Source organism: Aliagarivorans marinus DSM 23064 (assembly GCF_000429485.1).
Classification (GTDB): Bacteria; Pseudomonadota; Gammaproteobacteria; order Enterobacterales; family Celerinatantimonadaceae; genus Aliagarivorans; species Aliagarivorans marinus.
In genome coordinates, this window is record NZ_AUBY01000010.1 from 120646 (window position 1) to 143657 (window position 23012).

The 23012-nt window shown below is 44.6% G+C and carries 17 protein-coding genes; 4 read left to right on the forward strand and 13 right to left on the reverse strand.

Annotated elements, in window-relative coordinates:
- Nucleotides 1-14: 14 nt before the first annotated feature.
- From G461_RS0103745 to G461_RS0103765, 5 genes are read right to left on the reverse strand one after another with little or no spacing between them, the layout of a single operon-like run.
- Nucleotides 15-560: a condensin complex protein MksE gene (locus G461_RS0103745; protein WP_026970843.1), complete on the reverse strand. Its 546-nt coding sequence runs from the start codon at nt 558-560 to the stop codon at nt 15-17.
- Nucleotides 542-1927 (reverse strand): hypothetical protein, encoded by a 1386-nt coding sequence (locus G461_RS0103750; protein WP_026970844.1) that lies wholly within the window; start codon nt 1925-1927, stop codon nt 542-544. The genes G461_RS0103745 and G461_RS0103750 overlap by 19 nt, the downstream gene beginning before the upstream one ends.
- A complete protein-coding gene (locus G461_RS0103755) occupies nt 1917-4790 on the reverse strand; it encodes a hypothetical protein (protein WP_026970845.1) in 2874 nt (957 codons plus the stop codon). The genes G461_RS0103750 and G461_RS0103755 overlap by 11 nt, the downstream gene beginning before the upstream one ends.
- A complete protein-coding gene (locus G461_RS0103760) occupies nt 4780-5589 on the reverse strand; it encodes a hypothetical protein (RefSeq protein ID WP_026970846.1) in 810 nt (269 codons plus the stop codon). Before G461_RS0103760 ends, G461_RS0103755 begins: the two co-directional genes overlap by 11 nt.
- Nucleotides 5586-6485, reverse strand: coding sequence for a BrxR family helix-turn-helix transcriptional regulator (locus G461_RS0103765; RefSeq protein WP_026970847.1), 900 nt, complete (start codon nt 6483-6485; stop codon nt 5586-5588). The genes G461_RS0103760 and G461_RS0103765 overlap by 4 nt, the downstream gene beginning before the upstream one ends.
- A gap of 742 nt (nt 6486-7227) precedes the next feature.
- Between G461_RS0103765 and G461_RS0103780 the strand changes: the two genes are divergently transcribed.
- A complete protein-coding gene (locus G461_RS0103780; RefSeq protein ID WP_026970848.1) occupies nt 7228-7596 on the forward strand; it encodes a hypothetical protein in 369 nt (122 codons plus the stop codon).
- 266 nt (nt 7597-7862) lie between these two features.
- Here G461_RS0103780 and G461_RS0103785 read toward each other — a convergent pair whose 3' ends face one another.
- The 8 genes from G461_RS0103785 to G461_RS0103830 all read right to left on the reverse strand — a co-directional run bounded on the left by G461_RS0103785 (nt 7863) and on the right by G461_RS0103830 (nt 17474).
- Complete coding sequence (locus G461_RS0103785; RefSeq protein ID WP_157360227.1) at nt 7863-9299, reverse strand: hypothetical protein; 1437 nt, start codon at nt 9297-9299, stop codon at nt 7863-7865.
- Nucleotides 9300-9562: 263 nt separating this feature from the next.
- On the reverse strand, nt 9563-9778 hold the full coding sequence (locus G461_RS0103795; RefSeq protein WP_026970851.1) for an MbcA/ParS/Xre antitoxin family protein: 216 nt from the start codon (nt 9776-9778) through the stop codon (nt 9563-9565).
- 505 nt (nt 9779-10283) lie between these two features.
- Entirely contained in the window at nt 10284-10538 is a 255-nt protein-coding gene (locus G461_RS0103805) for a hypothetical protein (RefSeq protein WP_026970853.1), read from the reverse strand.
- A 31-nt stretch (nt 10539-10569) separates the two neighbouring features.
- Nucleotides 10570-12027, reverse strand: coding sequence for a TnsD family Tn7-like transposition protein (locus G461_RS0103810; protein WP_026970854.1), 1458 nt, complete (start codon nt 12025-12027; stop codon nt 10570-10572).
- A 23-nt stretch (nt 12028-12050) separates the two neighbouring features.
- Entirely contained in the window at nt 12051-13016 is a 966-nt protein-coding gene (locus tag G461_RS0103815) for a TniQ family protein (protein ID WP_026970855.1), read from the reverse strand.
- On the reverse strand, nt 13000-14439 hold the full coding sequence (locus G461_RS0103820; RefSeq protein ID WP_026970856.1) for an ATP-binding protein: 1440 nt from the start codon (nt 14437-14439) through the stop codon (nt 13000-13002). The genes G461_RS0103815 and G461_RS0103820 overlap by 17 nt, the downstream gene beginning before the upstream one ends.
- Before the next feature lie 12 nt (nt 14440-14451).
- On the reverse strand, nt 14452-16653 hold the full coding sequence (locus G461_RS0103825; RefSeq protein WP_026970857.1) for a Mu transposase C-terminal domain-containing protein: 2202 nt from the start codon (nt 16651-16653) through the stop codon (nt 14452-14454).
- Nucleotides 16650-17474 carry a TnsA endonuclease N-terminal domain-containing protein gene (locus G461_RS0103830; RefSeq protein ID WP_026970858.1) on the reverse strand — a complete coding sequence of 275 codons (825 nt, stop codon included), beginning with the start codon at nt 17472-17474 and terminating at the stop codon, nt 16650-16652. Before G461_RS0103830 ends, G461_RS0103825 begins: the two co-directional genes overlap by 4 nt.
- Nucleotides 17475-17892: 418 nt before the next feature.
- Between G461_RS0103830 and G461_RS0103835 the strand changes: the two genes are divergently transcribed.
- The 3 genes from G461_RS0103835 to G461_RS0103845 all read left to right on the forward strand — a co-directional run bounded on the left by G461_RS0103835 (nt 17893) and on the right by G461_RS0103845 (nt 22999).
- Nucleotides 17893-19752 (forward strand): ATP-dependent nuclease, encoded by a 1860-nt coding sequence (locus G461_RS0103835; protein WP_026970859.1) that lies wholly within the window; start codon nt 17893-17895, stop codon nt 19750-19752.
- The gene (locus G461_RS0103840; protein WP_026970860.1) at nt 19752-21590 is read left to right on the forward strand and encodes a UvrD-helicase domain-containing protein; all 1839 of its coding nucleotides are present in this window, start codon (nt 19752-19754) and stop codon (nt 21588-21590) included. Before G461_RS0103835 ends, G461_RS0103840 begins: the two co-directional genes overlap by 1 nt.
- A 431-nt stretch (nt 21591-22021) precedes the next feature.
- A complete protein-coding gene (locus tag G461_RS0103845; RefSeq protein ID WP_026970861.1) occupies nt 22022-22999 on the forward strand; it encodes a DUF4917 family protein in 978 nt (325 codons plus the stop codon).
- Nucleotides 23000-23012: the final 13 nt, after the last annotated feature.

The following is a 23012-nucleotide window of genomic DNA, read 5'->3' on the forward strand; positions in this document are numbered from 1 at the left end:
GGTACCTATTTTGATTAAACATAATTAGCAATAACTTCGTTGAAGAATGCACGCCCTGCATCTGACAGGATGTAACTTTCTTCACTTGGCTTCTCAAGCATAATATTGCGATTGACCAAGACATTCTTGATTTCTGAATGCAGATCGTTTTTTAGCTTAGCCTTCTCAATCAGCTCAACCGTATCCTCTTCTTCTTGCATTTCCTCGATGTCAGCTCTTGTTATCCCGCCTGAGGGCTCAGTTAGCTTGGACAACCTATAGTTGTTCTCGTTTATGTACTTACCGAGGATGAGAAGCAGCAAGCAAGCCTTCATAGTTATTTCTGTTTTTAGATCGTCTCGATTACTAGTGCGGTCGCGGATAAATATAAACTCTGATTCATCGACAAACTCGCATCCGTTCATCTCGTACTGCGTTCTATAGTCCTTTAGATTCTCCATGACCTCAGTAAAAAGAGGGTTCTCTGAAAATTCCCCGCTGTTGTTCAGCATCGTTCTGTTAATCACTTTGCCGTTCATCAACTCATTGAAAATCAAAGCACTCAAATTTGCGTCGTACATAAGCTTTCCTCCGTGCACAGCTCCATCGCAATGTAGTCAAAATAGTATTGATTATCTGTCAGACGTTGCTTCTCATATGTTGGCCGCAATGTACTTTCATCAAACATAGGGAAGACCTCTTCTAAGCCGTATAAAAGGTCGGTCAAAGCGAAGTCTTCTAGTGATGCTGAGAGAACCTCGTTTACATGCTTGTGCACATCCGCCAAATGACTGGGCCACTCAGCCTGGTAGAGAGTTTTCGAAATCAATATTTGGCGCTCCTGATCCAACTTCACTTCAGCAGGAAGCGGAGCCAACCTATCGCACTTGGAGGGGGTATCAGTTTCGCTGTTTATAGTAGAGATATACTCCTTGAAACGAAGCTTAGTCAGTTCAGCGTCCCAACCCAACCTAGATGAGTATCTTGATCGGCGGTCACTTAGGCCGTCTAAGCAGGCAAACTTCTCAAAAACACTTGCATTTCTAGTAAGGTACTTGTTCTTTTGTTTGCCGTGACGTAGTAAAGCGACACTTTCCATCAACTCGCTATAGGCGGCTTCAATCGATAAAAACTGGTTTCTGTCTCGCTCCAAATGGTTTGAAAACTGTTCAAGTTTCTTCACCAAGTATGCAATATCTTTGTAGTAGCTAGTAATTGCCGTTCTTCTGTACTGCAAGGCATTTGCAATATCAAAGCGCCGGTTTCCATCTTCGCCATGAAACTCGATTAACTCTTCAACCGCCTTGGAAAAAGATTTTGTCTGAACCATTTCCATGTTTGGGTTTATAAACTCGTAGCATGGCATCACGTAACGTTTGTAGAGCGTAGTGACTCTGTCATAAAGCTCAAACAGTGATACCTCTGAGCAGCCAGAGTCATAAGCTCTGTAGTCTTTTGCAACCGAGTCTACTTGTGCAGTTAACCCGGCCACACTCTCTTTAATTTTCGAGTGAATTTCGCTGAGCAGCTCGTTAAAAGAACGTCTTGCATCATGGTAATCCTGAGTTTGACTGTCGGAAGACTGTATTTCTCGCCCGGTTTCGAGCGTTCTTTTCCTTAGCTGCTCAAAATCGAAATGTGTGAGTTCCTTCGCCCGCTTAACATCAAGAAAACGCAGCAAATCAACAATCACGCGCTCTATCGCGATCATCCCTGTATGCTTGTCGTTATGAATGAAGACTCCATTTTCGATTAGCGACTGCATAGAAAGATGCATCTGTGTATTGGCGTCATCCCCTTCACAAATCTCGTTGTTATAGATTTTGATATACAGGTGTTCGGGAAATTCCAGAGCTCCATCATTCGAATCGATGTAGTCAAGTAGCTTGAAAAAGCTGCTCTGGTGTTTAACGATCCCACTTATCAGAACATCTCGATTAAGCCTCATATCTACGTTCCCCAAACCCTTCAATGTGGTGAGGCAGGATATTCATGTGGCACTTGCTTACCATTGGTTTGGCAACACGCTTCCTATCTATCATAACCCAGCGCCCAACCTTCCGACTTATGTAACCCGAGTAACTGGGTGTCGCACAGAATATAGAGAACCCATGGCTGCTAATTTGCTGTATCGTTGAGTCTGTATTCTTGAAATCTAATGTACTGATTTCATCAACAATAATGGGCATTTTTAGGGTTACATAAGGAGGAGTTAAGCGCTTAAGCAGTACCGAAAGGACAAAGGCTGTAATTGTACTTGTAGTACCTCCAGACTGACTCTTGGTGACGGTTTCGCCAGTCTCCTTAAGCGTATACTGGTAGTTGATGGACGAAATGATGTCATGCATCTTCAAGCGCCGGGTCTTCTTGTTGAAGTACGACTCAACGAATTTTGCTAACGACAAGTAGAAATCTTCTTCCAGCAGCGTGTCATCTTCAATATCGTGTTTTTCCAGTGTTGCTAGAAGTGATGCAAAACGATTATCAATTGAGAGATTGAGCTTGATCTCAGACAAGTTAGAGACATGCTTGTCATTCAGCTCGTCATTTATTTCGCTAATGAAATTCGATAAGAACCGCTTCGCTTCCTTTAGCTCGTTGAGTTGATTACTTACAAGTTGATTATGAGACCGTATTTCGTTTCTGTGCTGACTCAGATCGTAGTCGAGAGTGGCATACTGATGCTCATAGGCTTTGACAACTTCAGATAGCTCGCTGAAACCAAAGTAATCTTTGTGTGGGTCCACACTCGACAGAGGAACTTTGGTTAGCAGTCTTTGCATTACCTGAGAAAAGCTCGCCTCCAATTTATTCACTTCAGTAGCAGCATTAACTAGCTGCATCGGTAGCAGTTCTGTTAAATCAATTTCTTGAACTTCCGCGTCTTCTGTTTTTACTGGCTTGCACAGTGAATAAGCCGCTTGCAGAGAATCATCAAGGCTTTTAATTGTCCGTTGCTGGTCTATCAATAATTGCAGCTGATGCTCTGCAACTCCAAGTTCTGATGAAACCTCTGATTGATTGTTTTTGAATCCCTCAAGTGTGATTCTATCGCTTTGTAGCTTTTCCCTGGCTTGTTGAACCCCCTCACTCTCAATACGTATCTCAGACTCTAGCGACGCCATACCTGATATATTTTCTATGTCCTGAGCTGTCTTTTTTCGCTCTTTCTCAGCTTCCTCAATGATTTTTTCTATATCACCGCTTCGAATAGCTGTACTGCACTGAGTAATCTCTTTTTCCAGCTTCTCAAGTTCAACTAGGCCATCTTCAATGCGCATTTTCACTGCTTGAACGGCATCATTTAGGTCATAAGTTGAGTAGTTGGTATCCGGAATCTCCTCACCAAGGAAGGTGAGTTTTCCTGCATCAGTTTTTCCAAGCAACTCTGAAAACTTAAGGATTTTAAGTCTCTGATCCTCATTTACAGGCGCTAAAATTTCACTTAAACCTGGGTTCAAAGAACTGAGCAGGCTAGCACCCGAGTCATCTTGTAGCTGGTGAAGAATAGAGTTTTCTGTTTTTTCAACAAATGTTCTACGACGTTTCTGTTTTTTGCTTAGTTCATTCTTTTCTGAAATCAGTTGTTGTAAATGGTCTCGAACACCGTTCTCACTTCTATATTGTTCTAGCTTGGTATCTATTTCGCTAAGGTAATCAGCTAAGCTTGAAGTAATTTCCTCAACACTCATTGAGCCATATCGACCGATCTTCTGTTTCGTTTTGGCTAGTCTAGTTTTACGACGTTCTAGATCCGTTTCTCGAAACTCAAGTTGATTACCCTGCTTATTGACTGACTCCTGCAAGGGTTCCACTTTCAGCCGCAACTCTTCGGCTTTGCGTCTCAACGGATCGGCTACCTTGTCGAGCCTATCTTTCTCCGTGACGTAAGTTTGCTTTGCTATTGCCGTACCGCTCTGGGCAGATAGGTAAAGCTCAGAATACGTCTGAATTCTACTCTTCACTTCGCCAAAGCTTTCCATTACCCGCAGGAAAGTAGAATGTTCATTGGCTATAGACTGAAGCCATTCTTCTTTCTGAACGAGTTGACTGTGTTCTTCGGCAAGCTTGCTTAAGTTGGCATCCAACCGCTCTTCATCTCGCCCTCGTCCCATCTCCAAAAGAGTGGCAATCGCTTTAGGGAGCGACTTCGACTCTGACTCACTGGTATCGAATGCCAATTGGTAGATATTACGGAATGCTTCAATTGAGTCGGGTCGCGCATCCTTCAAAGGTAATACGCAGAAGCGCTTATCCCTGCGGTTTCCTCGAATACTGTCGTACAATAAATAGGTGATATTCTTCGCACTTGTCTCCTGAATCCCATCACTTTCCTTAACAAATGCCTGGACAGATTTAATGCTTAACTCGGTCGCAAAGTCGTTTTGCTCTTCGTCCCAGAAAACATGGCGAATTTCGTCATAAGCGAGAGGCACAAAAAAGCGTCCATAACGATAATTCCCCATTTTATAGAGCACCATGCAGAACACCCCTTCAGGGTTTACCACTTCCAGCGCTATAAAAGACTTAGGATCGGGAAAATAGAACTCATATGACTCTTCCATCGAGTACTTGCCGCTCTTTCCTTCGAATCGGAATTTATTGCCGCAATTTCGAAAATCGACTTCGGGGAAAAGCAGCAGTTTAGTTCCCGCTAAGCTTGCTGTTTTTCCTGCGTTGTTGTCACCAAACATGGCTAGGTGGTGGTCTAGGAGAATTTCAGAATAGCCATGATTTGCTGAATTCACATAAACCATTCGCTTGAGTGTGTACTCTTCGCTTAACAATCCCTCGTCAATGCTACTCAACATACAAATAACTCTCTTGTTCAAGTGTTCTACGAAAACTCTTAATCAACCTCGCGGCAGAAGTAAGGAAAGGAAGCTTCAGGCCGATAGCTATCACCTCTGCGATGTGCTCTGGTGATGTGACTTCCACAACTTGACTCAAGCGATGTTCGATGTCGTCAGGAAGCAAGAATGTGAAAGGGGTGGGTGCTAAAAGGTTGTGCAAATTCTTAGCAATTGTGAGACCGCCGAGATCCAAATCCAGAAGCAAATAGATATGCTCAAACTGGCTCAAGAAGCTTTTATGCAGCGCATTGCTTATTTCGTTTCCTTCAGCAAACACAACTGTGAGCGCACCAAAATCATCAGGAAACTGACTAACAAACCTGCGTATAAAATCTTTTGTTTGCTCAATCGAAAGAAAGTTCTGTCGGTTCTCTAAAACCAATGCTTTTCGGTGGATACGACAATGAAAGTCATAAGATCCATGCTTGTCGAATACAACGACTTGAGGATGAGTATTATTGTCTCTGATCAGCAGCAATGACCCTTCGACTTTGTGCTTGTGACTTTGGTTTTGTCTAGCAGCAGCTATCCTGTGATCCAGCGGTTGGGCCACAAGCTTCCTCAACTCATTCGCTAAGTGAATATCCATTGAGGTAACTAGATACTTACCTGTCGGATACCTCTTTCCGACGATGCCATCCGGTTCAATCCGAACAGATAAAGACAGGCTATCTAAGAACCTCTTAAACCTTGGCAGATCAATTGGCTCCTGCGCATCTATGGCATCCAAGTACTTCTTTAGCTGATGCAAGTTCATTGCAGAAACTCTTTCAACATCTCTGCGTTTTTTAGTTTGAATTTGAAAAACAAATCCTGGTCGCTTTCTTTTCCAACATCGACATTCCATTGTTTTGTCAATATCCAAACCAACGCTGCACTCTCTGTCATCAATAGCTCGTCAGCTTCTGGAGCCAAACCAAAATCCTTACGAATAGGCTTCTTCTGCTCCTCGGTTAGCTTTGGGTGCAATTCAAGCGAGATTGGAACTTGCAAGTTCCAAAGAGTGTCATTCGCTAGTGATTCGTGCACTAGCCCCTTGGGTTCATCTTCCTCTATGATTTCCGCAGTGGCCACTCGAGAAAAATTGAAGTTCTTGAACTTTGTTACCGAATCACCTGCGCTTCTTTCATAGGCACGAAAAATCCAGTTTCTACCATCGTTCATTAAGGCCAGAGGAATAAGTTCACGGCGCTTATGGTTTGTGCTATTCCCGGATATGTAGCAGCATCTGATAGCCTGCTGGTTATATAGGGCTCTAGTAATCAGAGATACAATCTTTTCATCTAGCTGATTGGGTATGCGACCAATTTTTCGATACGAAACCAACGGACGGCCCTGCAATTTGTTTTTGTTGAACCCATGAGCAAGCATTCCTAGTGCGGTTTCAGAATCTATAGGCAAAAGTGGTGTGTATGTATCTAAGCTAATGCTGTTTACTTTGGCTTTACGATCATAAAAGTGATTGTCTTTACGAAAGGAGTTGTAAAGCGTCATCATTCGAGAAGCAGCAGCTTCGGCAAGCCCAAACTCATCAAACAGATCACGTCGCTTCACAACACCCGAAAAACGCAACTTAAAATCTATGTAAGCCAATCTTTCAGCGTTTGCACCAACTTCATTCTGCAACTGAGCGTAGCTGTATACACCCTTCATAACTAATCTCCCACCTCATTCCCTTGGCTCAAAATATAGCCCAAAAACACCAATCACGTCAACATCACAGATCATAACGATCCGTGTTTCTGTATTTTTTTGTTATTTTTAGCGATCATGATGTTGATCGAGTATTTTTTAAGCGTATAATCAATACTACATCTAGGGCCACATCAGCCAAAAGAGGCACTAGATGTAGTGTAGAGATCAGCAAAGGAGCCGATTTATGGCAACAAACAGACCCTTCGGGGACAAGAGACGTATTGGTGCAGTTAAGGGCAGAACTCAATTCCAGACGCCTTCGGGCCTCTGGGCGAAGAGAAACACCTCAACCGGTAAAATCATGGATGTAAAACAGGACGGCTTGCCGTTTAAGGGGGTACGCAGAGAGAAATGAAAAGGCCCAAGGGAACCCCTTAGGCCTGGTGTCATATGTTCGCAGCATGGGACTGCCATCCCATGTTAATTGATAACTTTGCCCCGAACAGGCTAGAGAAATTACTCTTGTTTACCTCTCAGGTCAATGCTTCGGGGCCTCAATTGAGAGCTCAAAAGATGAGTACACAACGAACTGCTACCGACGACAACGTCGAGTACATTTTCCGCCCCTACATCACTGTAAAGGGCAAAAGGATCACCCGGAAAAATGGAGGCATGTTCAAAATCCCGATTAAGAAGCATTAATCATATTCATGGGGAGGCGTACCTCCCCATTCCCTACAACCATTTTGAGAAGAATACAATGAGACTTTTTCACACCTCACCAGCGGCAATTATCTGGATAAACGGAAACTTTGAATTCAAGCGTACCTATCCGCCTGAATACTTAGGGCTTCACGCATGGCACAAACGCAGCATTGCAGAGGATAGAATGAGGTACAGCTGCAACTCTTTTCTATATGAGTTTGACTACCCAATAGACTCAATCGATGGCTTAAGAGAAGTTGATCATGGTGAAATTGCTATCATTGAGAACAAACCGCATCCTTTTTTCGAAGAAATTGCTGTCAAACTACAAGAAGATAGCGGTGCAGGTAAAAACAACTATCATGCAGTAGTTCTCGATTACTCACACATAACAAACTGGCGAGAGCTGCAAACTAAAAAGTAAGTCGCCGCTAACATCCTGGATGCCTATTGCTTAACTCGCAGCCTACCGCGAGCAAAGCAGATCAAGTTCCCGATGGTTATATGTTTTCAAATGCCTTAATGAAGGAATTTTTGTCTTTGTGAAAACGGATATGCCCAGCTGAATTTAGGGGCTTACGTGTACTAGCTCAGCCCGTACCCTAGTGAACACCAGAATAGACCTTCCCATCAATCCGAATCGGCCTTCAGTGCCAACGGGCGGTTCAATTGCACTTCTCAATTTCGGCATCAATATGGCTTAGTGAAATGGCTCCAATGCAAGAAGTGTTTTACGATCTCGGCGATATCGAGCCTCTTCAACTCTTCGTCTTCTCCGTTCTCCACGAGCTCTGAGACGTAAAACAAAACATCAACCGGTACTATCCAACTATCTGCCTCTGTTGAAGTCATAGAATCGATAGATAAAACTTTGGCTTCTATCCAGCCAAGCCAGTCTGAGTACTCTTCAGACTGTTCGGGCTTCGATGACATATACGCAGCAAATTCGCGCAGTCTTTTAGCAGTTTGATACTCGGAAATGCGTTGAGACAGCGTGTCCTCGCAACGTTTGTTGTAGGCCACAGCCTCTCTAACCATGGACTCAACGCGCTGCACTAATTCACGGTGATGCTCCCGAGCACGCTGCTCTCGCTCCATACGATGCACCCGCTCAACTTCATCGATAAAGCCCTGGACAATATCTGGCAGCTTTTGCTCTAGTGTTCCCCGCTTTGCATCCTTTATCTCACGTTTAGAGTACCTGGCACCAAACTGCCACCGCAGAACGCCAGTCGAGTGATATATGTACTCCCAATCCCGCCAAGTACTTTCAGACTTTACTTTTTCCTGTCGTCTTTGCTCGGTCACTGTGAATTCAATAGTCACATCATCAACGACAACGGCATTCATTTTTGCGTTATCACTGGCCGGTAGTTGAACCTGCCACTTCCTACGTTTGCACTCACGCACAATGCTATCGACGATAAGAAGAGCCCGTTCGACCATCTCTGGCATGACAGCAATTCGCAAAATACTGCTCCCTCCCGGTAGAACGTATTGATAGCGATAATCTCTAGCAGCTTTGGGACTGTTGTAACTTTTGAATGCCTTCCGAATAGGCGGAAGAGCTTGATCAATCGACTGAGTTAACGGTATCTCTTGCTCCGCTATGGTCATTTCACCTTCTTGAAAATCACGCGGGGAGGATTGCTCGGAGCGCTGCTGAGAATCGACTTCCAAAACCACTGTACGAGAGGATGTCTCTTTTGATGACGGTCCCGGTGAACAAATTTCGATCTGTACACCGTGGTCGCCGTGTAGTACAGGTACTTCTCTAGGCTTGTCGAGAGCCACAAGCGTCCAATACCCCGATCGAGGCAATGGAACCTCATTGCTTTTGCATGCTTCAGTAATGGCGTTAGCTGGTACCCCCCAAAGCTTAGCCAATGCGTTTCGTGGTGTTTCCCAAACAGCTGTATATAGTTCGAACCTGGTGAGTTGTGAGATTTTCGGGCCCATTTTTCTCGCTCCGTTAAGGAGAGTATTGAAGTTACTTTCTGAGTTCAGCTCCTCATTGAAAAACCTATCTCCATCAACTAGGTCGTCTTCATCAACACTCGCGAACCGCTCTTTTACAAGAGCCCATTTTTCCGCGTCGCTCAGCTTGCCACTGTCTTTCATTTTCACAACTCGCCCCATAGTTCTTTGCTATTCAAATCCACCTTCTGCCTTAAACAACAGGAGACACCTGAACTCTTCTAGCCCGAATTGTTCAAGTACGGCTTTTGGTGACCTCCCTCCGTAACTTGATAAGACAGCATTGTTGAACCAATCGGTTACCTCTTGATTACCCTCGTCTTCGATAAGCTGTAGAGCCTTGTCTGCCAATTCCGACTCACCGATTAGCTCGTGTATAGAGTAAAAATCCAGCCCCATTTCAGTACCCTCCTCTAAGAGAAATCGCCCATTTTTATTTGCAGTAACAAGTCTTCAACTTGTTCGGGTTGCGACTCGAAACACTCTATTGGTGATTTACCTGAAAAAGGGCGCTTTGGGCGTTCTAGCCACCTGATGGCGGCTTCTGGTGAGCTGAACAGCTCCAGGAGAAGCTTGTGAATATTGGGCTGGTCGGCTAATAGGTCTCGAAGAGTGTTATCAGGTGTCATCTACTATCTTCCTTCCGTTGGTCTAAACGTTGGCCGTGCGCTATTCGTCTCAGTTGTGGCGTAAACTCATCGAACAGTTCTTCTAGGAACTCGTCGTCAACACTTGGAGAACTGACCAAGTACAACGTTGGTAGCCCTGATCCTGTTTGGTAATCGATTTTGTAGATCTCTAGAACACCATCGTTCTCAAGAGCCCAAACGAGCGCCCTAAGCATACGAGCCATCACGAATGCATAGCGGCTCTGCGCTCGATAAACATCAAGTACAACAAGCCGAGGGTAGAGATTGTCTATTTGCTTTATTACCGCCGATGAAACGACATCATCACCAATTAGCGCCACAATCGCCTCCGTTCTGCTTACGGCTCCCAAAGCATCGTTTTCAACAGGCGTTATACCTTTGCTTTAACTTCATTAGACAGACTCGGAACATCACGCAGCGCGACTTCCATCATGCTAACGCCATGAGCCGAACTCTTTTTAGAAATGCTCTCCATTACTCGCCCTTAGTAAAAGGTATAGCCGCTTTCCCCGTCTAGATGTAGCCTGTAGGTTGAGCCACTCGCCTGCGGCCAAATGATATACTCGCCATCTAGAAAAGCCTCAGACGCGTCAAAAGCGCCGCTTGAGACCTTCCACCGGTCATTCTCCCTCCAAGTTGCAAACACCTTGTAAAAAGGCCTATCCTCAGGCGCTTCAAAGCGAAGAACAGTCCAACCTTCGGGGCTATGTGTTTTGATATTTTGCTTGTAGGTCTCCATATTTACTCCTGATTCATGGGGTTAATAATCACTATTTTGACCTGCGCCGATCAGCTCTTGGGATAGCTTCAGGCAGTTGCTTGTACAACCAGTCTTTGTCGTGTTTGAACAACCAGGTATAACTGGCGCGGGCAGCATCTTGTATTTGTTTTCGAGAGGGTGTTTTGAGGCTATTTTGTGTAGCGACTAGGTTTGCACGGTGTTCTCCTCGCTTGTGGTAAAAGCGAATTCGAGAACGTAATTCCGGCAACTCAGAATATCGCCCAAGTTCTTGTTCGACAGCGCCGACTGAACAACCAATATGAGCAGCAATATCTTGGGTACTTTTCCCAATCACCAGCTTTCGCCATATGACCCGCCGTTCTTCTTCAAATAGCTTTTGCGTACGGCGCTTGATCTCGATCCCCCCCCTTAAAGCTATTCGCTTAAATGTGGAAACACTGCCGCCAAGTGTCTTCGCTACTCGCCGAAGGCTTTGCCCAGCTTTTAACTTGGATAATGTCTGCTGCTCGACTTCTAGCTTACGCCGAAGCTTATCTCGGTCGATTCTCCGAGCATGCCGCTCTAACACTTTTTGGTGTGTAGCTTCAGCTGTTTCAGTGAAACGCATGAAGTCGCTGACTGACTCAAACAGCGCTCCAACCATCAAAAGATGTTTTAGCGGGTGATGATTAGCCGCGACTCCTCTTACCATGCAAGCAGGAAACTGCTGACGCTTGCCAAGAGAAAAAACTGAGTCCAGTGAAGGTTCTGATAACAGCGGATTCCAGTAGGCTTCTAATTCGGAGCGCCAAGCCTGTTGTCGTACATTGAGATTTGCAGAAGCAAAGCCCATCTCAGCCAACCTCACGCTATAGGCATAGATTAACCGCTCATTACCAAGTGGTGACCAACTCGCATCTAAGAGCTCCCGACTCAACTGAGCCAGCTGTACAGCTACCATCGGTGCCAGGCTAAGCTGAACCGCTCGCTCTAACTGTGGAGGCAGTACTAAACGACTTCGAGATCTTGGTACAGATACCAGCATCACTCGGTGAGTGGCGCATGCAATTACACCTGGTAACTGATGCTCGGTATGCCAAAATGCCACCCCATATTGATGTAAATCGCTTGCAGCACACCTTGGGCAGTACCGAATTACGGATGGCTCTGTAACACGGCTAGCAACAATAGATAGTCGAGAGTATGCGGACTGGGTGTCGCCACTAACCATGTCTTTCTGGACTGAATTGAACACAGTCTCATTGGTGAACAACCGCCAATATGGAAGTGCTGAGTGGTGCTCAACTAGGTCTAGAGCAGGAAGATGAGAAAACCTGGCTAAAGGTTCAACAACGCTAGGCAACAGTGACATCAACTGACGATGATTTCTGCCAACGAGGTGTTCAAGAGCGACGCGAGATGAAGGCATCCCTGCTCTCATCGCCCACCGAGTGAGCCAGCTATACAGAGATTCGCCTTCGAATATTTCGGGAGCAAACGCCAACATTTAGGCCTCCTTGTCTACGCCAACTAGTCGAGCGAATCCGTTACTAGAGAATCAAGACCAAGATACTTGAGCATCAACAGGACACTTAAGGGAGGTGCCATGCGGTCTCGATATATGATGCTCGATAACCGAAGAACTTGGCCGATGTTGTTAAAAAGGCCCTCCCGCCCTTTGGTGTAGAAGGTTTCAATGACCGAATCCGGCAACCACTCTTCAAACTCACATTGCCACTGAGCAACTTCTTTTCTCTGTGAGCCAAAAAGTCGATTGGGGAGCTCTTCAGGCCCGAGCTTTTGCCGCATAGCCCCGATAAGTGATTCGTTGCTAATCTCTAGGCCACGTCGCAGGAGCTCAAAACTGGTACTCTCTAGCCATTGAAACAGTTGGGGGAAATCTCCTGAAACAACCTCTTCCTGCTCGCCACATTCACGACAATGCCCATCAATGGGAGGCAACCAGTGACGCCGAAGGTGTTGGTACTCAAACAGGCAGTAGGGGCAGTGTGAGCGCAAAACGGTATTGTGTTTGTAGCAGGTCAATACAGACGGAAGCTGATGGAAGGAGTGCCAATAAGTGGTGCCAAATAGCTCATAGTCTTCTGAAGCACAGCAAGAGCACCAACGCCAAGGTTTGGCCAGCCTAATCAGATTCTGCTGTACGGGCTGAATACGTGTTTGGGAAAGAGGCTCGCCGCCTGACAGCAACATGCTCTTGTATTGCGGCTTCAGAAATGGTGAGTAGTACGGAGCTAACGTGTGCTCACGAATAATCTTTTTCCACCCCAACGTGTCTATAAACTGCTGCGACAAATCCCAGTACACCGGCCGCCATACCGTCGCAGGACTAAGTGTAGTGACATTGTCTGACAGGTTTCGCGTTGTGTTCAGAAAGTCGCGACTACCTTTGTAGTCAAACCAACGCGCAAGGACACTGATCAAGTGCTCATGTGGAAGCGGCGCGGGAAGGTATCGATTACACATTATCATCATCTTCTAGTCCTTGTAAGAACTCTCCCTCAGATGACAGGGAGTCCACGCCGAGCATGAGATTCTGATTTTCAGGTATCTCTGTTTTGACTATTTCTACTTTCTTTTTCGGGACTTTCTTGCGCTCTTCGACAACCTCTGCATTCGAGTACGCTGTTTTACTGCTATCGGTTCGGATCGACTTCTCATATCCACTCTTATCCCCACGACGATACTGAGCCAGTGCAGGGTCAATCAAGCTGAACTGATTTCGATAAACCATCTCAAGCAAACCCTCGTGATAGGTGTGATAGCCATCATTGGAGTTAGAGTTTTCTAGTAAATTGACCAACGTTTCATGATGCAATAAAGCCAAACGAATCATAATTGCAGGCAACCCGCAGCTGAGCTTGTGAAACTTGGATTTGAAGCCTTCACGTGCGTCTTTCGGAGTGAGTGGGTGCTCCAACGCTTTGGGGAAGAGCGAGTCAAATAGCTCTGAAAAGTAGGTTGAACTCAAATCATGATTGCTCAAGCGATACTCACGATCGTTTAGCATTCGACGCACCGTCGTGGTGTCTGTGCCGATACGATAGTCCCCACTAGGTAAAGCCTTAAAGACATCGACCCCCTCTGCTGTACAGCTTTGCAGAATAGGCACTCCGATTTTGTTAAATAATGCTTCGAGAATTTGAAGGTTGGGGGAATTTAGGGACTTCGAGTAACCCAACATGAACTGAAGCTCATCGACGTGCGCCATACCTAGGTTGTGCTCAAGAGCACAGATCTGCATAGCGGTGAGATGCTTATCTACCGACTCCCGATCTCTAGCACTCCATTCATCTGCATATTCGGTTCCCAGTGCAGCATCAACAGCACGAAAGAAGTTCACCGCCATAGCTTTCGCCGAGCCGGTCGGAGGCAGATCAAAACTAACCCAAACAAGCTGCTTATTGGCAAAGTGCTTTCCTTTGTAAGAACGATGATTGACCACTTGAGGGATCCCAGATTGTAGAGTCCTAATCATCGTCGTTTTGCCAGTTCCTGAATCCCCCGTCACCAATGCAGATGGAGCGGTAGTTAAACCTACGGGGTGAATGAACTTGACCTTCTCTTGACGCATCTGTTCAGCCAATCTGGATTTGAGCCGAACCATCTCGGGAGAAAAGGGATCGCGCCGAACATAGGAATACAAAATCATGCTCATGATTTTGTTGTACATAAGCCAGGTTTGTGGAAGCGGCTGGTGGGCATCCGTAAGCTGACGTAGTTGGGTCATCTGGTAAAACGGAGGTAGAGACCAAAAGTTAGTTTGGATGTTGGGTTTAGACACAATGTTATTGAGCAGAACATCGCGATCCAAACTGACCTCAATAGCCTCTGACAAAGGATTCCCATTCAGGTTAGCGTCGGGGTGAGTTGCATACTCTGCATCGATTACAATCATATTTACTCCTGGTCAAAAAAGCTTTTTATCGAGGTCATCTGGTGAATTCTGTATGGGGGTTTCTGGAGTAGCTTCATCCATCAAAGCTGAGTGCAACTCCACCGCATGTAACAGCTGTTCAAGAGTTTTCTGAACCTGTTGTCGAGATTTGATTCCTGGTTGGATTGACTTACGGGTGTTCTCAGGCGCACCTGCCAGCTGTTCCTGATTAATAGCTTCGATGCGGTCGATAACCCCCTGCTTAAATGCCATTAGTTTTTTTCGGTTAAGCCGGTTTTGGTGCTTCTTGTCTTTGAATTGCTCAAGCAAGTGCAACAAAGGCTCCCAGTGCATATCTAAGAAGGGGGATTCGTCATTTACATTCTTTAGATGGAAGTACACGTATTCGCCATCGGGAGTCTTGTGCCAGATCTGCGAGGTCCAATCTTTGGTGCGTTTCACCGCAATTTTGAATGCACCATGATGTTTCGCTTTGGTATACCACCCAGCCTGTTTAGCAAAATCGGAGTGATACACTAGACCTTCAAAGTAAATACCGTCACCCCGCACTGAGGCAGTTTCCTCAGGCAGGAACGCCCAGCGAATACGTCCTGGTTCAACATCTTTTGAGGGGCGACCACCATTCATTTCCTGCTTCAGAGATTGTAAAAACAGTGCTTGGGGGGTTATGTCTGTATTCGCTCGGATCGCATTGATATCCATTTTGCCAATGCGATCAGCGCTGTTATTGCGAAATACAATCTCCTCGTAGATAAGCCGATGCAGAGCATCTAAGTCATACTCAGCTCGATTCGATGGATGCTGCTCGTCCCTACCAACCAGCTTTGGAATAGCCCCGGCGATAAAGTGAATTACACCATTGAGTACACCAAAAGCCCTCTCTACACAGCCTTTGGCATCCCCCCTGAAAACGGCTGTGAAATTGAATGCCCGTATCCCAAGCTCCGATCTTAATATCGACTGAATTAGCCCGTCTTTGTATTCAGGACCATTGTCGATCGTGACTTGCACCGGAATATGTGCTGAGGGCCAGTTTACGTCATCTGGAGGGACGCCAAATCGCGCACAGAACTCTTTTTTATCCATACAAGCGTTAACCAGCGCTTGCGAAGCACCTTGCCAATTCGGGCCGTCAAAGCCGAGATAAAACCCCACATACATTGTGCTTGCGACATCAATAACCAAGTACAAGACAGGCCTTCCCATAGTGAACTGCCCAGTCGTGTCATAAGGATATCTGACGTAAACATCAAGGATGGTTGCATCAATTTCATAGCGATAACTTGCACCTATAACGCCGTCGTGAGAGGAGCCCTGACGATCGGCATAATCCTTTTCATAGGCTAAGTTTCCATACTTGATCTTGAGATATTCAGCTTTAGTAAAAATCTGTTTTAGGTGGTAGCGGACTTGCTCATCAGACAAACACTCATGCTCTTCAAAAGGAATGTAAGTACGATGAAGCTCCCCTTCAATTTCTCGCTCAACAACATGGTTTTCAAAGTTCAGCTGATAAACTTCAATCGCTTTAGAGTAAGTAAATTTTCTAAAGGTCTTCTTCACAAAAGCGACAACTTGTCGCAGCGCTTTTTTATGAAGCTCTGTTACGCCCATCGACTTCGATCGGCTGTTTCGGTTGTCTTTACCACCACGCCCTCGTTTCACGTTGTTAGGGCCAGGCTTGTCGATGTGGAGATAATTCGAACCACAAGCTTTGAGCCTGACAGGTAGGAGAGCGTTAATTGTGCAGCCAAATGTAATGTAACGATTGAGGGCGCTGTAGTAAGCCCCCTTAGTCTTCCATGCAGCCTCATCATCAGAATGGATGTTTTCAGCAACAAGAGACATCACCTCATCAGCGATGCCGTCTCCATAGAGGTACTGTTCTATAAGTGCGTCACTCGTTAGCGGAGCCAGACGTCGATGCTTTTCATCCCGCTTTGCAATCCACGTCTGCCGTTTTTGTTCTTTAAGCTCTCGGTCACTGAAAGACATCTCTGCTGGATAAGAGAATTGCTGTGTTGTATAGCCTTTTTGCTTAACCAGCTCGGTTAACTCATTAAACTTCCAAATCTTTGGTTTCGGTAAGTTACTGCGGCCTTCAATAACTTTAAGGTCCACCACAGCCGCAAGTTTGCGACCAAAATGTACATGACAGACTAGCAGGTCTACCTCCCCGTCAGCTGAGGAGATCTGTAAACTCTGATAGATCACAGCTTCAACTCTACTGGACGAAATAGTCGGATATGGCGAGTTGTCACAATGGGGAGGAGGTGGTGAAGCCCGCAGTATTGGAAAAGCGACTGAGATCGTTGGAAAGACAAGCGCAAGTTCGAACCAACAGAGTTTAAATGGTCCTGTAGCTCTGCTCGTGGGTCGGATACCCACGATTCAATAAACGCTTCACCAAACTCTACTAGTTCATTTCGACTAGCTACTAGGTCATGAGCCAGTTCAAAGTAGTTGACGCACCATGCTCTCTGCTTGGTTGTATTCCGCTCTGTGATTATTCGATACTCAACTCCTCGCCGAGCCCAATACTCCCGCTCAATACAGAACTTCTGCCAAGTGCGTGAGTTCTTTTCAACTACTTCACCCTCGGGAGTTATTTCGAAAATCTGATTCCAATACTTGAAGGAATAAGCAATGAGCTTAAATCCACCATTGGGTAACCGTACCTTGACCAAGAAATCGAGAGTCATGGGGTGAGCTACGAAGGTCTTCCAATCACGAGGATGGATAACATTCAGGCCAATGGCGATATCCAAGGTTTCATCAATATCCAGAACATACTGCTCTTCCACGCTGATTGTGTTTGGTTGCCAAAGCAGAATTTTGTAGCTGCGTTCTTCACCGTCAGAGAGCAGATGCACCTCGCGATTTTGTCTCACACAGTAGATCCAATGACGCCTGCCTACTTTGTTAACCTTCCTAACGGTGATGAAAGGCAGGTATATTTGCTTGAGCTGAATCTCCCTCTTCCATGCATTTATCGACTTAACGATTTCGTTAGTAATTACCGGTTGCCGAACCATAGACGCTTCCCTGTTCAAAAAACGTCCTTATACCAAGTCAGCTCAGGAAATTGCAGTCTGCAAAAACACGTAACTATATGTTATAATTAAGGAAATAATTAATTATACGGAAGGTAACTAGTGTCATTAGAGGTGAAAATCCTCTCTCTTTATGTCACTTTTTCGGGCGTGTTTTTCTAAGCCTTTGACCCCCCTAACATTCTCGATTTTGATCTAGCCGCATACTATTGAAGTTATTGCTAAAAATGTCATTGAGGCGATTGCAGCTTTCTCATATTCTCGAGTATTCCTGCGTGTGAAAAATTTTGGTGGAAGACAGACTTTCTACTGGCAAAACACCAGCCAGGTGAAGCAACCATCAAAAGCACCTCCTGTGCAAGAGAAATGAATCCACAATACCTAACAACGAGAAAACTAAATGTACCTATCAAAAATCTCAGCTAATAACTTCAGACAATTTAAAGATTTTTCCTTAACTCTGAATAGCGGCTTGAATTTGTTGGTAGGAGAAAACAGCGCAGGCAAGAGCTCTGTCATAGATGCAATCAGAGTTGTTTTGGATACAACATCTGCTGAGTGGGTTAGCTTGCGGGAAACAGATTTCTCTATTGGAGAAAGTGAGCTCAAAATTCACTTGAAATTTGAGGGCCTCACGGATCACGAGGCAGGGATTTTTCTTGAACACCTGACTAGTGAAGTTGTGTCTCCAGGCACTGTTAAGTCGGTGTTAAATCTTTCGCTAATAGCCAAAATAACTAGACACCCATTTCGAAAAACACAATTCATAAAAACCGAAATACGCTCAGGCAATGATGGAGATGGTCCAACGATCGACAGGGACATTCGTGAGTACCTTGCTACTACGTACCTAAAACCACTTAGAGATGCCGAAGCCGAATTAACCGCAGGGCGCTCATCCAGGCTGTCACAAATATTGGGTAGCAATGCTAGCTTAGCGGGTGATGCAGATGCTACAAAACGAATCATCGAACTACTCACTGAAGCTTCCCAAAACATCCAATCTGATGGTGCAATAAATACTGCACAAAACAGCATTGCAGCACTTCTGAATAAGCTCACATTTAAAACTGATTGCTTTACGCCAGTCATGAGTTTGCTTGGGAGCAACAGTTATGCCGAAATGAGCGATCCCGAAAAGGCTCAGGCTCTGAAGTCGATCTTGGAAAAACTTACACTTGAGTTAGATGCATCAGGTGCAAAGCATGGGTTGGGTTATAGCAGTCTGCTTTTCATGGCAGCTGAGCTAATGCTAATAAACCAAGAAGAAGGGCAATTTCCGCTCTTGCTGGTTGAAGAACCTGAAGCCCACCTCCATCCTCAGCTTCAGCTGAAGTTCATGGAATACCTCCGTGTAGAAAACAGCCAACTCCAATGTATACTCTCAACGCACAGTCCAATCCTCGCGTCAAAAGCTCCTCTAGAAAGCTTGATTTTAATGCAAAATGGCAATGCCTACCCACTTCGAAAAGGCTTCACAAAGCTCGAACAAGATGACTATGTTTTCCTAGAAAAATTTCTGGATTCAACAAAAGCCAACATGTTCTTTGCTAGGGGCGTCATTTTGGTTGAAGGTATTGCCGAGGTCGTATTACTCCCAAAAATCGCAGCACTTTTGGGTAGGCCTTTTGAGGACTACGGCGTTTCACTTGTTAACGTAAATGGATTATCAAGAAAGAGATACGCTAAGGTTTATCGTTCAAACCCGGATTCGGAGAACCCTCAACACCTACCTCTCAAAGTAGCATGTTTAACTGACCTAGATTTATGGCCGGATGAAGCAGAAGACACAGGCGATAATGACTATGGTTTTAAAGAGAAAAAACAACCAAACGCACAAGGCAAAGGTGGGAACCTAGGTTATTGGCTAAACGAATTGACCCTCCCAGACATACAGAGAAAGAAAGAAAAAAAGCAAGAGTATGATGGCGAATTTGTTAAAACCTTCATATCAGATGATTGGACCTTCGAGTTTTGCCTCGCTAAGCATGGGCTCGGAGAAGAACTCTACGAGGCTATACACGGAAATACAGACGGTTACGGAGACCTTAACCCGAACAACCAAATTCGATCTGTTCAATTGTATAGTGCCATCGAAAACAAAGGTGAAGGAAAAAGTGAGGTTAGCTATTCCTTAGTAAATATTCTGTCAAAGTTTGATGGAAATCCACAGCAATTAAAATCTAAGTTACCCCCCTACATAATTCAAGCTATTGAGTATGTGACTGAACCACTTCCAGCAGATATCGAGCCTGAGTAATGATTGAAATTAACGAAGATGATATTAGTCAGGTTGAATCCCTACTAGACGTTAAATTTGATGAAACACGTCGACAGACGATAATAAACTTTGATGACGTCCAGGCTTGCCCAGGAAGCGGCAAGACGACAATGGTTGCAGCAAAGCTCCTTATCATCGCTAAGAAATGGAAGCACACTCATCAAGGTGTGTGTGTCTTAACACATACTAATGTCGCAAAAAACGAAATAGTTGAGAGGCTACAAAAATCTCCATTTGGTGAAAGGCTTCTTTCATATCCGCACTTCATTGGAACCATCCAAGAATTCGTTAACAAGTATTTAGCTATTCCTTACCTTAGATCCGCAGGTTTTAAAGTAAGTACAATAGATGATGACGTATGCAGCGTCAGGGGTTGGAATCTTTTGAGCTATAGGACCAAGTCCTACTTAGAACGTAAACGCATAACATCCCTTTATGGGATGGAGTATCAACTTATTGACGGAGAACTAATCCTGGCTGTTCCAGGGTTTTCGGGCAAGTCTACTTCTGCCAGTTATCAAGATATAGTTTCGGTAAAGGAAAAACTAATGAGCGCTGGGCTCTTTTACTATGGTGAAATGTACTCCTTCGCTAAACACTATCTTCTATGCAATCCGGACATAGGTAACTCAGTTCGCTCTCGTTTCCCCATCGTTCTTATTGATGAGATGCAAGATACACAAAAATTCCAAGATGAGTTGCTTAACGAATTATTTCTAGATGACAGCGTAAAACTACAGAGGTTTGGGGATCCAGACCAAGCCATATACAGCGGGGTGGGAGAGGCAAACGAGACTTATAACAAAGCTGCATTAGATCAAATAGAAAATAGCCATCGCTTCGATAAATCGATCGCTTCTCTAGCCAGAAACTTGAGCTTCAATCGTATAAATTTGCGCTCCGATATAACCTCTCCCCCACAAACACTGCATACAATTTTTCTTGTAGATGAAGATTCTAGGGTTTGTGCTTTAGATAAATTTGCAGAGATATGTGAGATAGCTGTACCTCCAGACAGCACAAATCCTATAAAAACGGTCGGAGCAGTTGGTTTACGAAAAGAAGATGGGCTAACTATTTGCCATTATGTTGACTCTTACAATAAAAATCACTCAACTACTTCTTTCAAACCTAGTAAGTTCATTCATTATATTCATGAAAGTAGAAAGTTTAGCTCTTTACATGAGGCTTATGGGTTAATACTGGAAGGGGTAGTTAAATTCGGCCAAACAGCGAACTCAAGTCTAAAGTTTTCAGATGGTAGCGAAGAACGTTACAACTCATCTAATGTTCGCAGATACTTAAAGGATTCAGGCAAACATGTGGACTTCAATATAATCATTAGAAACCTAATGAAAACTGATATTGGACAAGAACACTGGAAGCAGAACGTAGACGATTTAAGAACGATTCTAGGTCTGTGTGATGACGATTTCATGAACTATGATAACACCTCACCAACCAATGAAAGGCCTGTCATCTCAAATGTAATAACCACTGAGGTAAACGGTAGACTAATAAAAAATGAAGTGGCAACCATCCATTCTGTAAAAGGAGAAACTCATGCTGCAACATTGATTCTTGAGACCAAGAACCATCAGTTCGATGTAGGACAAATAATAGAGTACATTTTAGGTGAAAATACCACTACTCCAACAGGCGTAAGAAAGTCCACCTTCATGAAACAGCTTTACGTAGCTTTCACAAGACCGAAACACTTACTTTGTGTTGCAGTCGATAAATCAAGGTTTCCCGTAGAACACGTGCGCAAAGAAGAATGCGCTGGTTGGAAGATTGAAGATTTAACCAGCAACTAATTCAAACGAAAATGCTCGTTTTCGTTTGCTCGCCTTTTTTCCTGAAAATAATAGTTCACCGGCATCCCTGTCTAGTGATTCGCTAGTGTAAAAAGGGGGGGGAATCTACTCAGGAGAAAACCATGATGTAACTATCGCTATATCATCTGCTAAAGCGGGACACGACTGACTTAAAGACCTTAATAGCGGGGCGGCTAGACTTGCTTATGTAGCCTCATCAAGCCAGAGAGAGCTTCTGATTTGGGTTGTGAAAACGCAGAAACCACTAGAAAGGCACCAACTAGAATCGGTTAGATTTACTATTGTGCAGTAAATACGAGAATATAGTCACCACCTTTAGGCTGGCCGCATGGTTACAATACCAGAAGTAATCCAAAAAGTCGGAATGCCTCTATGGGTCGAACTCAGAAACACACAAAGAGAACAAAGCTATGCCACTAAAGTCTTTTCAAGAAAGGTTGGATTCGCTAGATGAAGGACAAGAACCGTCCATCCTACTAGCAAATGGCTTTTCACAAGCTTGGGATAGAGACATATTCAACTATCAAAACTTATTCACCGAAGCACAGTTCGGTGTCCGAGATGCGCAGCTAAGAGATATCTTTAATCGTTTTGAAACCTATGACTTTGAGCAAGTAATGCGAAGTCTCGAAGCGGCTGAGATTGTAGGTGATGCTTACGGTGTAGATAGAGCAAAGTTAGATGAAATAAGAGTTGACCAAGAACAATTAAAAGATGCACTAATTGACGTTATCTCTAGAACTCACCCAGCACGTTCTAGCCGAGTAACCACTGCACAATTTGAATCAGCAAAAAGCTTTATCAACCAGTTCGACAGCATTTTTTCCTTGAACTACGACCTCTTGCTCTATTGGATTGTTAACAAGAACGATATCGAACCCTTCGGGTACATTACTGACGATGGTTTCCGTGGTCCCGAATGGGAAAACACCGATGAGCAGGATGTTTACTTCTTGCATGGTGGACTACACCTCTACGATTCAGGTTCTGCTATCAAGAAACATACGTTCAGAACCGCCACTGACACTAGTATCGTTGACCAAGTAAGAAACAACCTCGATAACGGCAAGTTCCCCCTGTTCGTTTCAGAACCTAGTCACGAGAAAAAACTTCATAAAATCGAGCACAATCCATATTTGAATGCTGGCTATAAAGCTCTAAAGCAGCTTGATGGTGTGCTATTTATCCACGGCCATTCAATGGATGAAAACGACAAGCATATTTTCGACCAAATCAAAGCAAGCAACGTGTCTAAAGTTTTCATAAGTATCTTTGGTAATAAGAACTCGCCAGCCAACACTCGTACAAGAGCTAACGCCAAAGCGTTTATAGAGCGCCCGGGATTAGAAGTTAAGTTCTACGATGCTGCAACAGCACCTATTTGGTAATGCTGATAACTAT

Coding starts and splice junctions, on each gene's coding strand:
- G461_RS0103745 (WP_026970843.1), bottom strand. CDS start 560: ATGTACGACGCAAATTTGAGTGCTTTGATTTTCAATGAGTTGATGAAC.
- G461_RS0103750 (WP_026970844.1), bottom strand. CDS start 1,927: ATGAGGCTTAATCGAGATGTTCTGATAAGTGGGATCGTTAAACACCAG.
- G461_RS0103755 (WP_026970845.1), bottom strand. CDS start 4,790: ATGTTGAGTAGCATTGACGAGGGATTGTTAAGCGAAGAGTACACACTC.
- G461_RS0103760 (WP_026970846.1), bottom strand. CDS start 5,589: ATGAACTTGCATCAGCTAAAGAAGTACTTGGATGCCATAGATGCGCAG.
- G461_RS0103765 (WP_026970847.1), bottom strand. CDS start 6,485: ATGAAGGGTGTATACAGCTACGCTCAGTTGCAGAATGAAGTTGGTGCA.
- G461_RS0103780 (WP_026970848.1), top strand. CDS start 7,228: ATGAGACTTTTTCACACCTCACCAGCGGCAATTATCTGGATAAACGGA.
- G461_RS0103795 (WP_026970851.1), bottom strand. CDS start 9,778: ATGACACCTGATAACACTCTTCGAGACCTATTAGCCGACCAGCCCAAT.
- G461_RS0103805 (WP_026970853.1), bottom strand. CDS start 10,538: ATGGAGACCTACAAGCAAAATATCAAAACACATAGCCCCGAAGGTTGG.
- G461_RS0103810 (WP_026970854.1), bottom strand. CDS start 12,027: ATGTTGGCGTTTGCTCCCGAAATATTCGAAGGCGAATCTCTGTATAGC.
- G461_RS0103815 (WP_026970855.1), bottom strand. CDS start 13,016: ATGATGATAATGTGTAATCGATACCTTCCCGCGCCGCTTCCACATGAG.
- G461_RS0103820 (WP_026970856.1), bottom strand. CDS start 14,439: ATGATTGTAATCGATGCAGAGTATGCAACTCACCCCGACGCTAACCTG.
- G461_RS0103830 (WP_026970858.1), bottom strand. CDS start 17,474: ATGGTTCGGCAACCGGTAATTACTAACGAAATCGTTAAGTCGATAAAT.
- G461_RS0103835 (WP_026970859.1), top strand. CDS start 17,893: ATGTACCTATCAAAAATCTCAGCTAATAACTTCAGACAATTTAAAGAT.
- G461_RS0103840 (WP_026970860.1), top strand. CDS start 19,752: ATGATTGAAATTAACGAAGATGATATTAGTCAGGTTGAATCCCTACTA.
- G461_RS0103845 (WP_026970861.1), top strand. CDS start 22,022: ATGCCACTAAAGTCTTTTCAAGAAAGGTTGGATTCGCTAGATGAAGGA.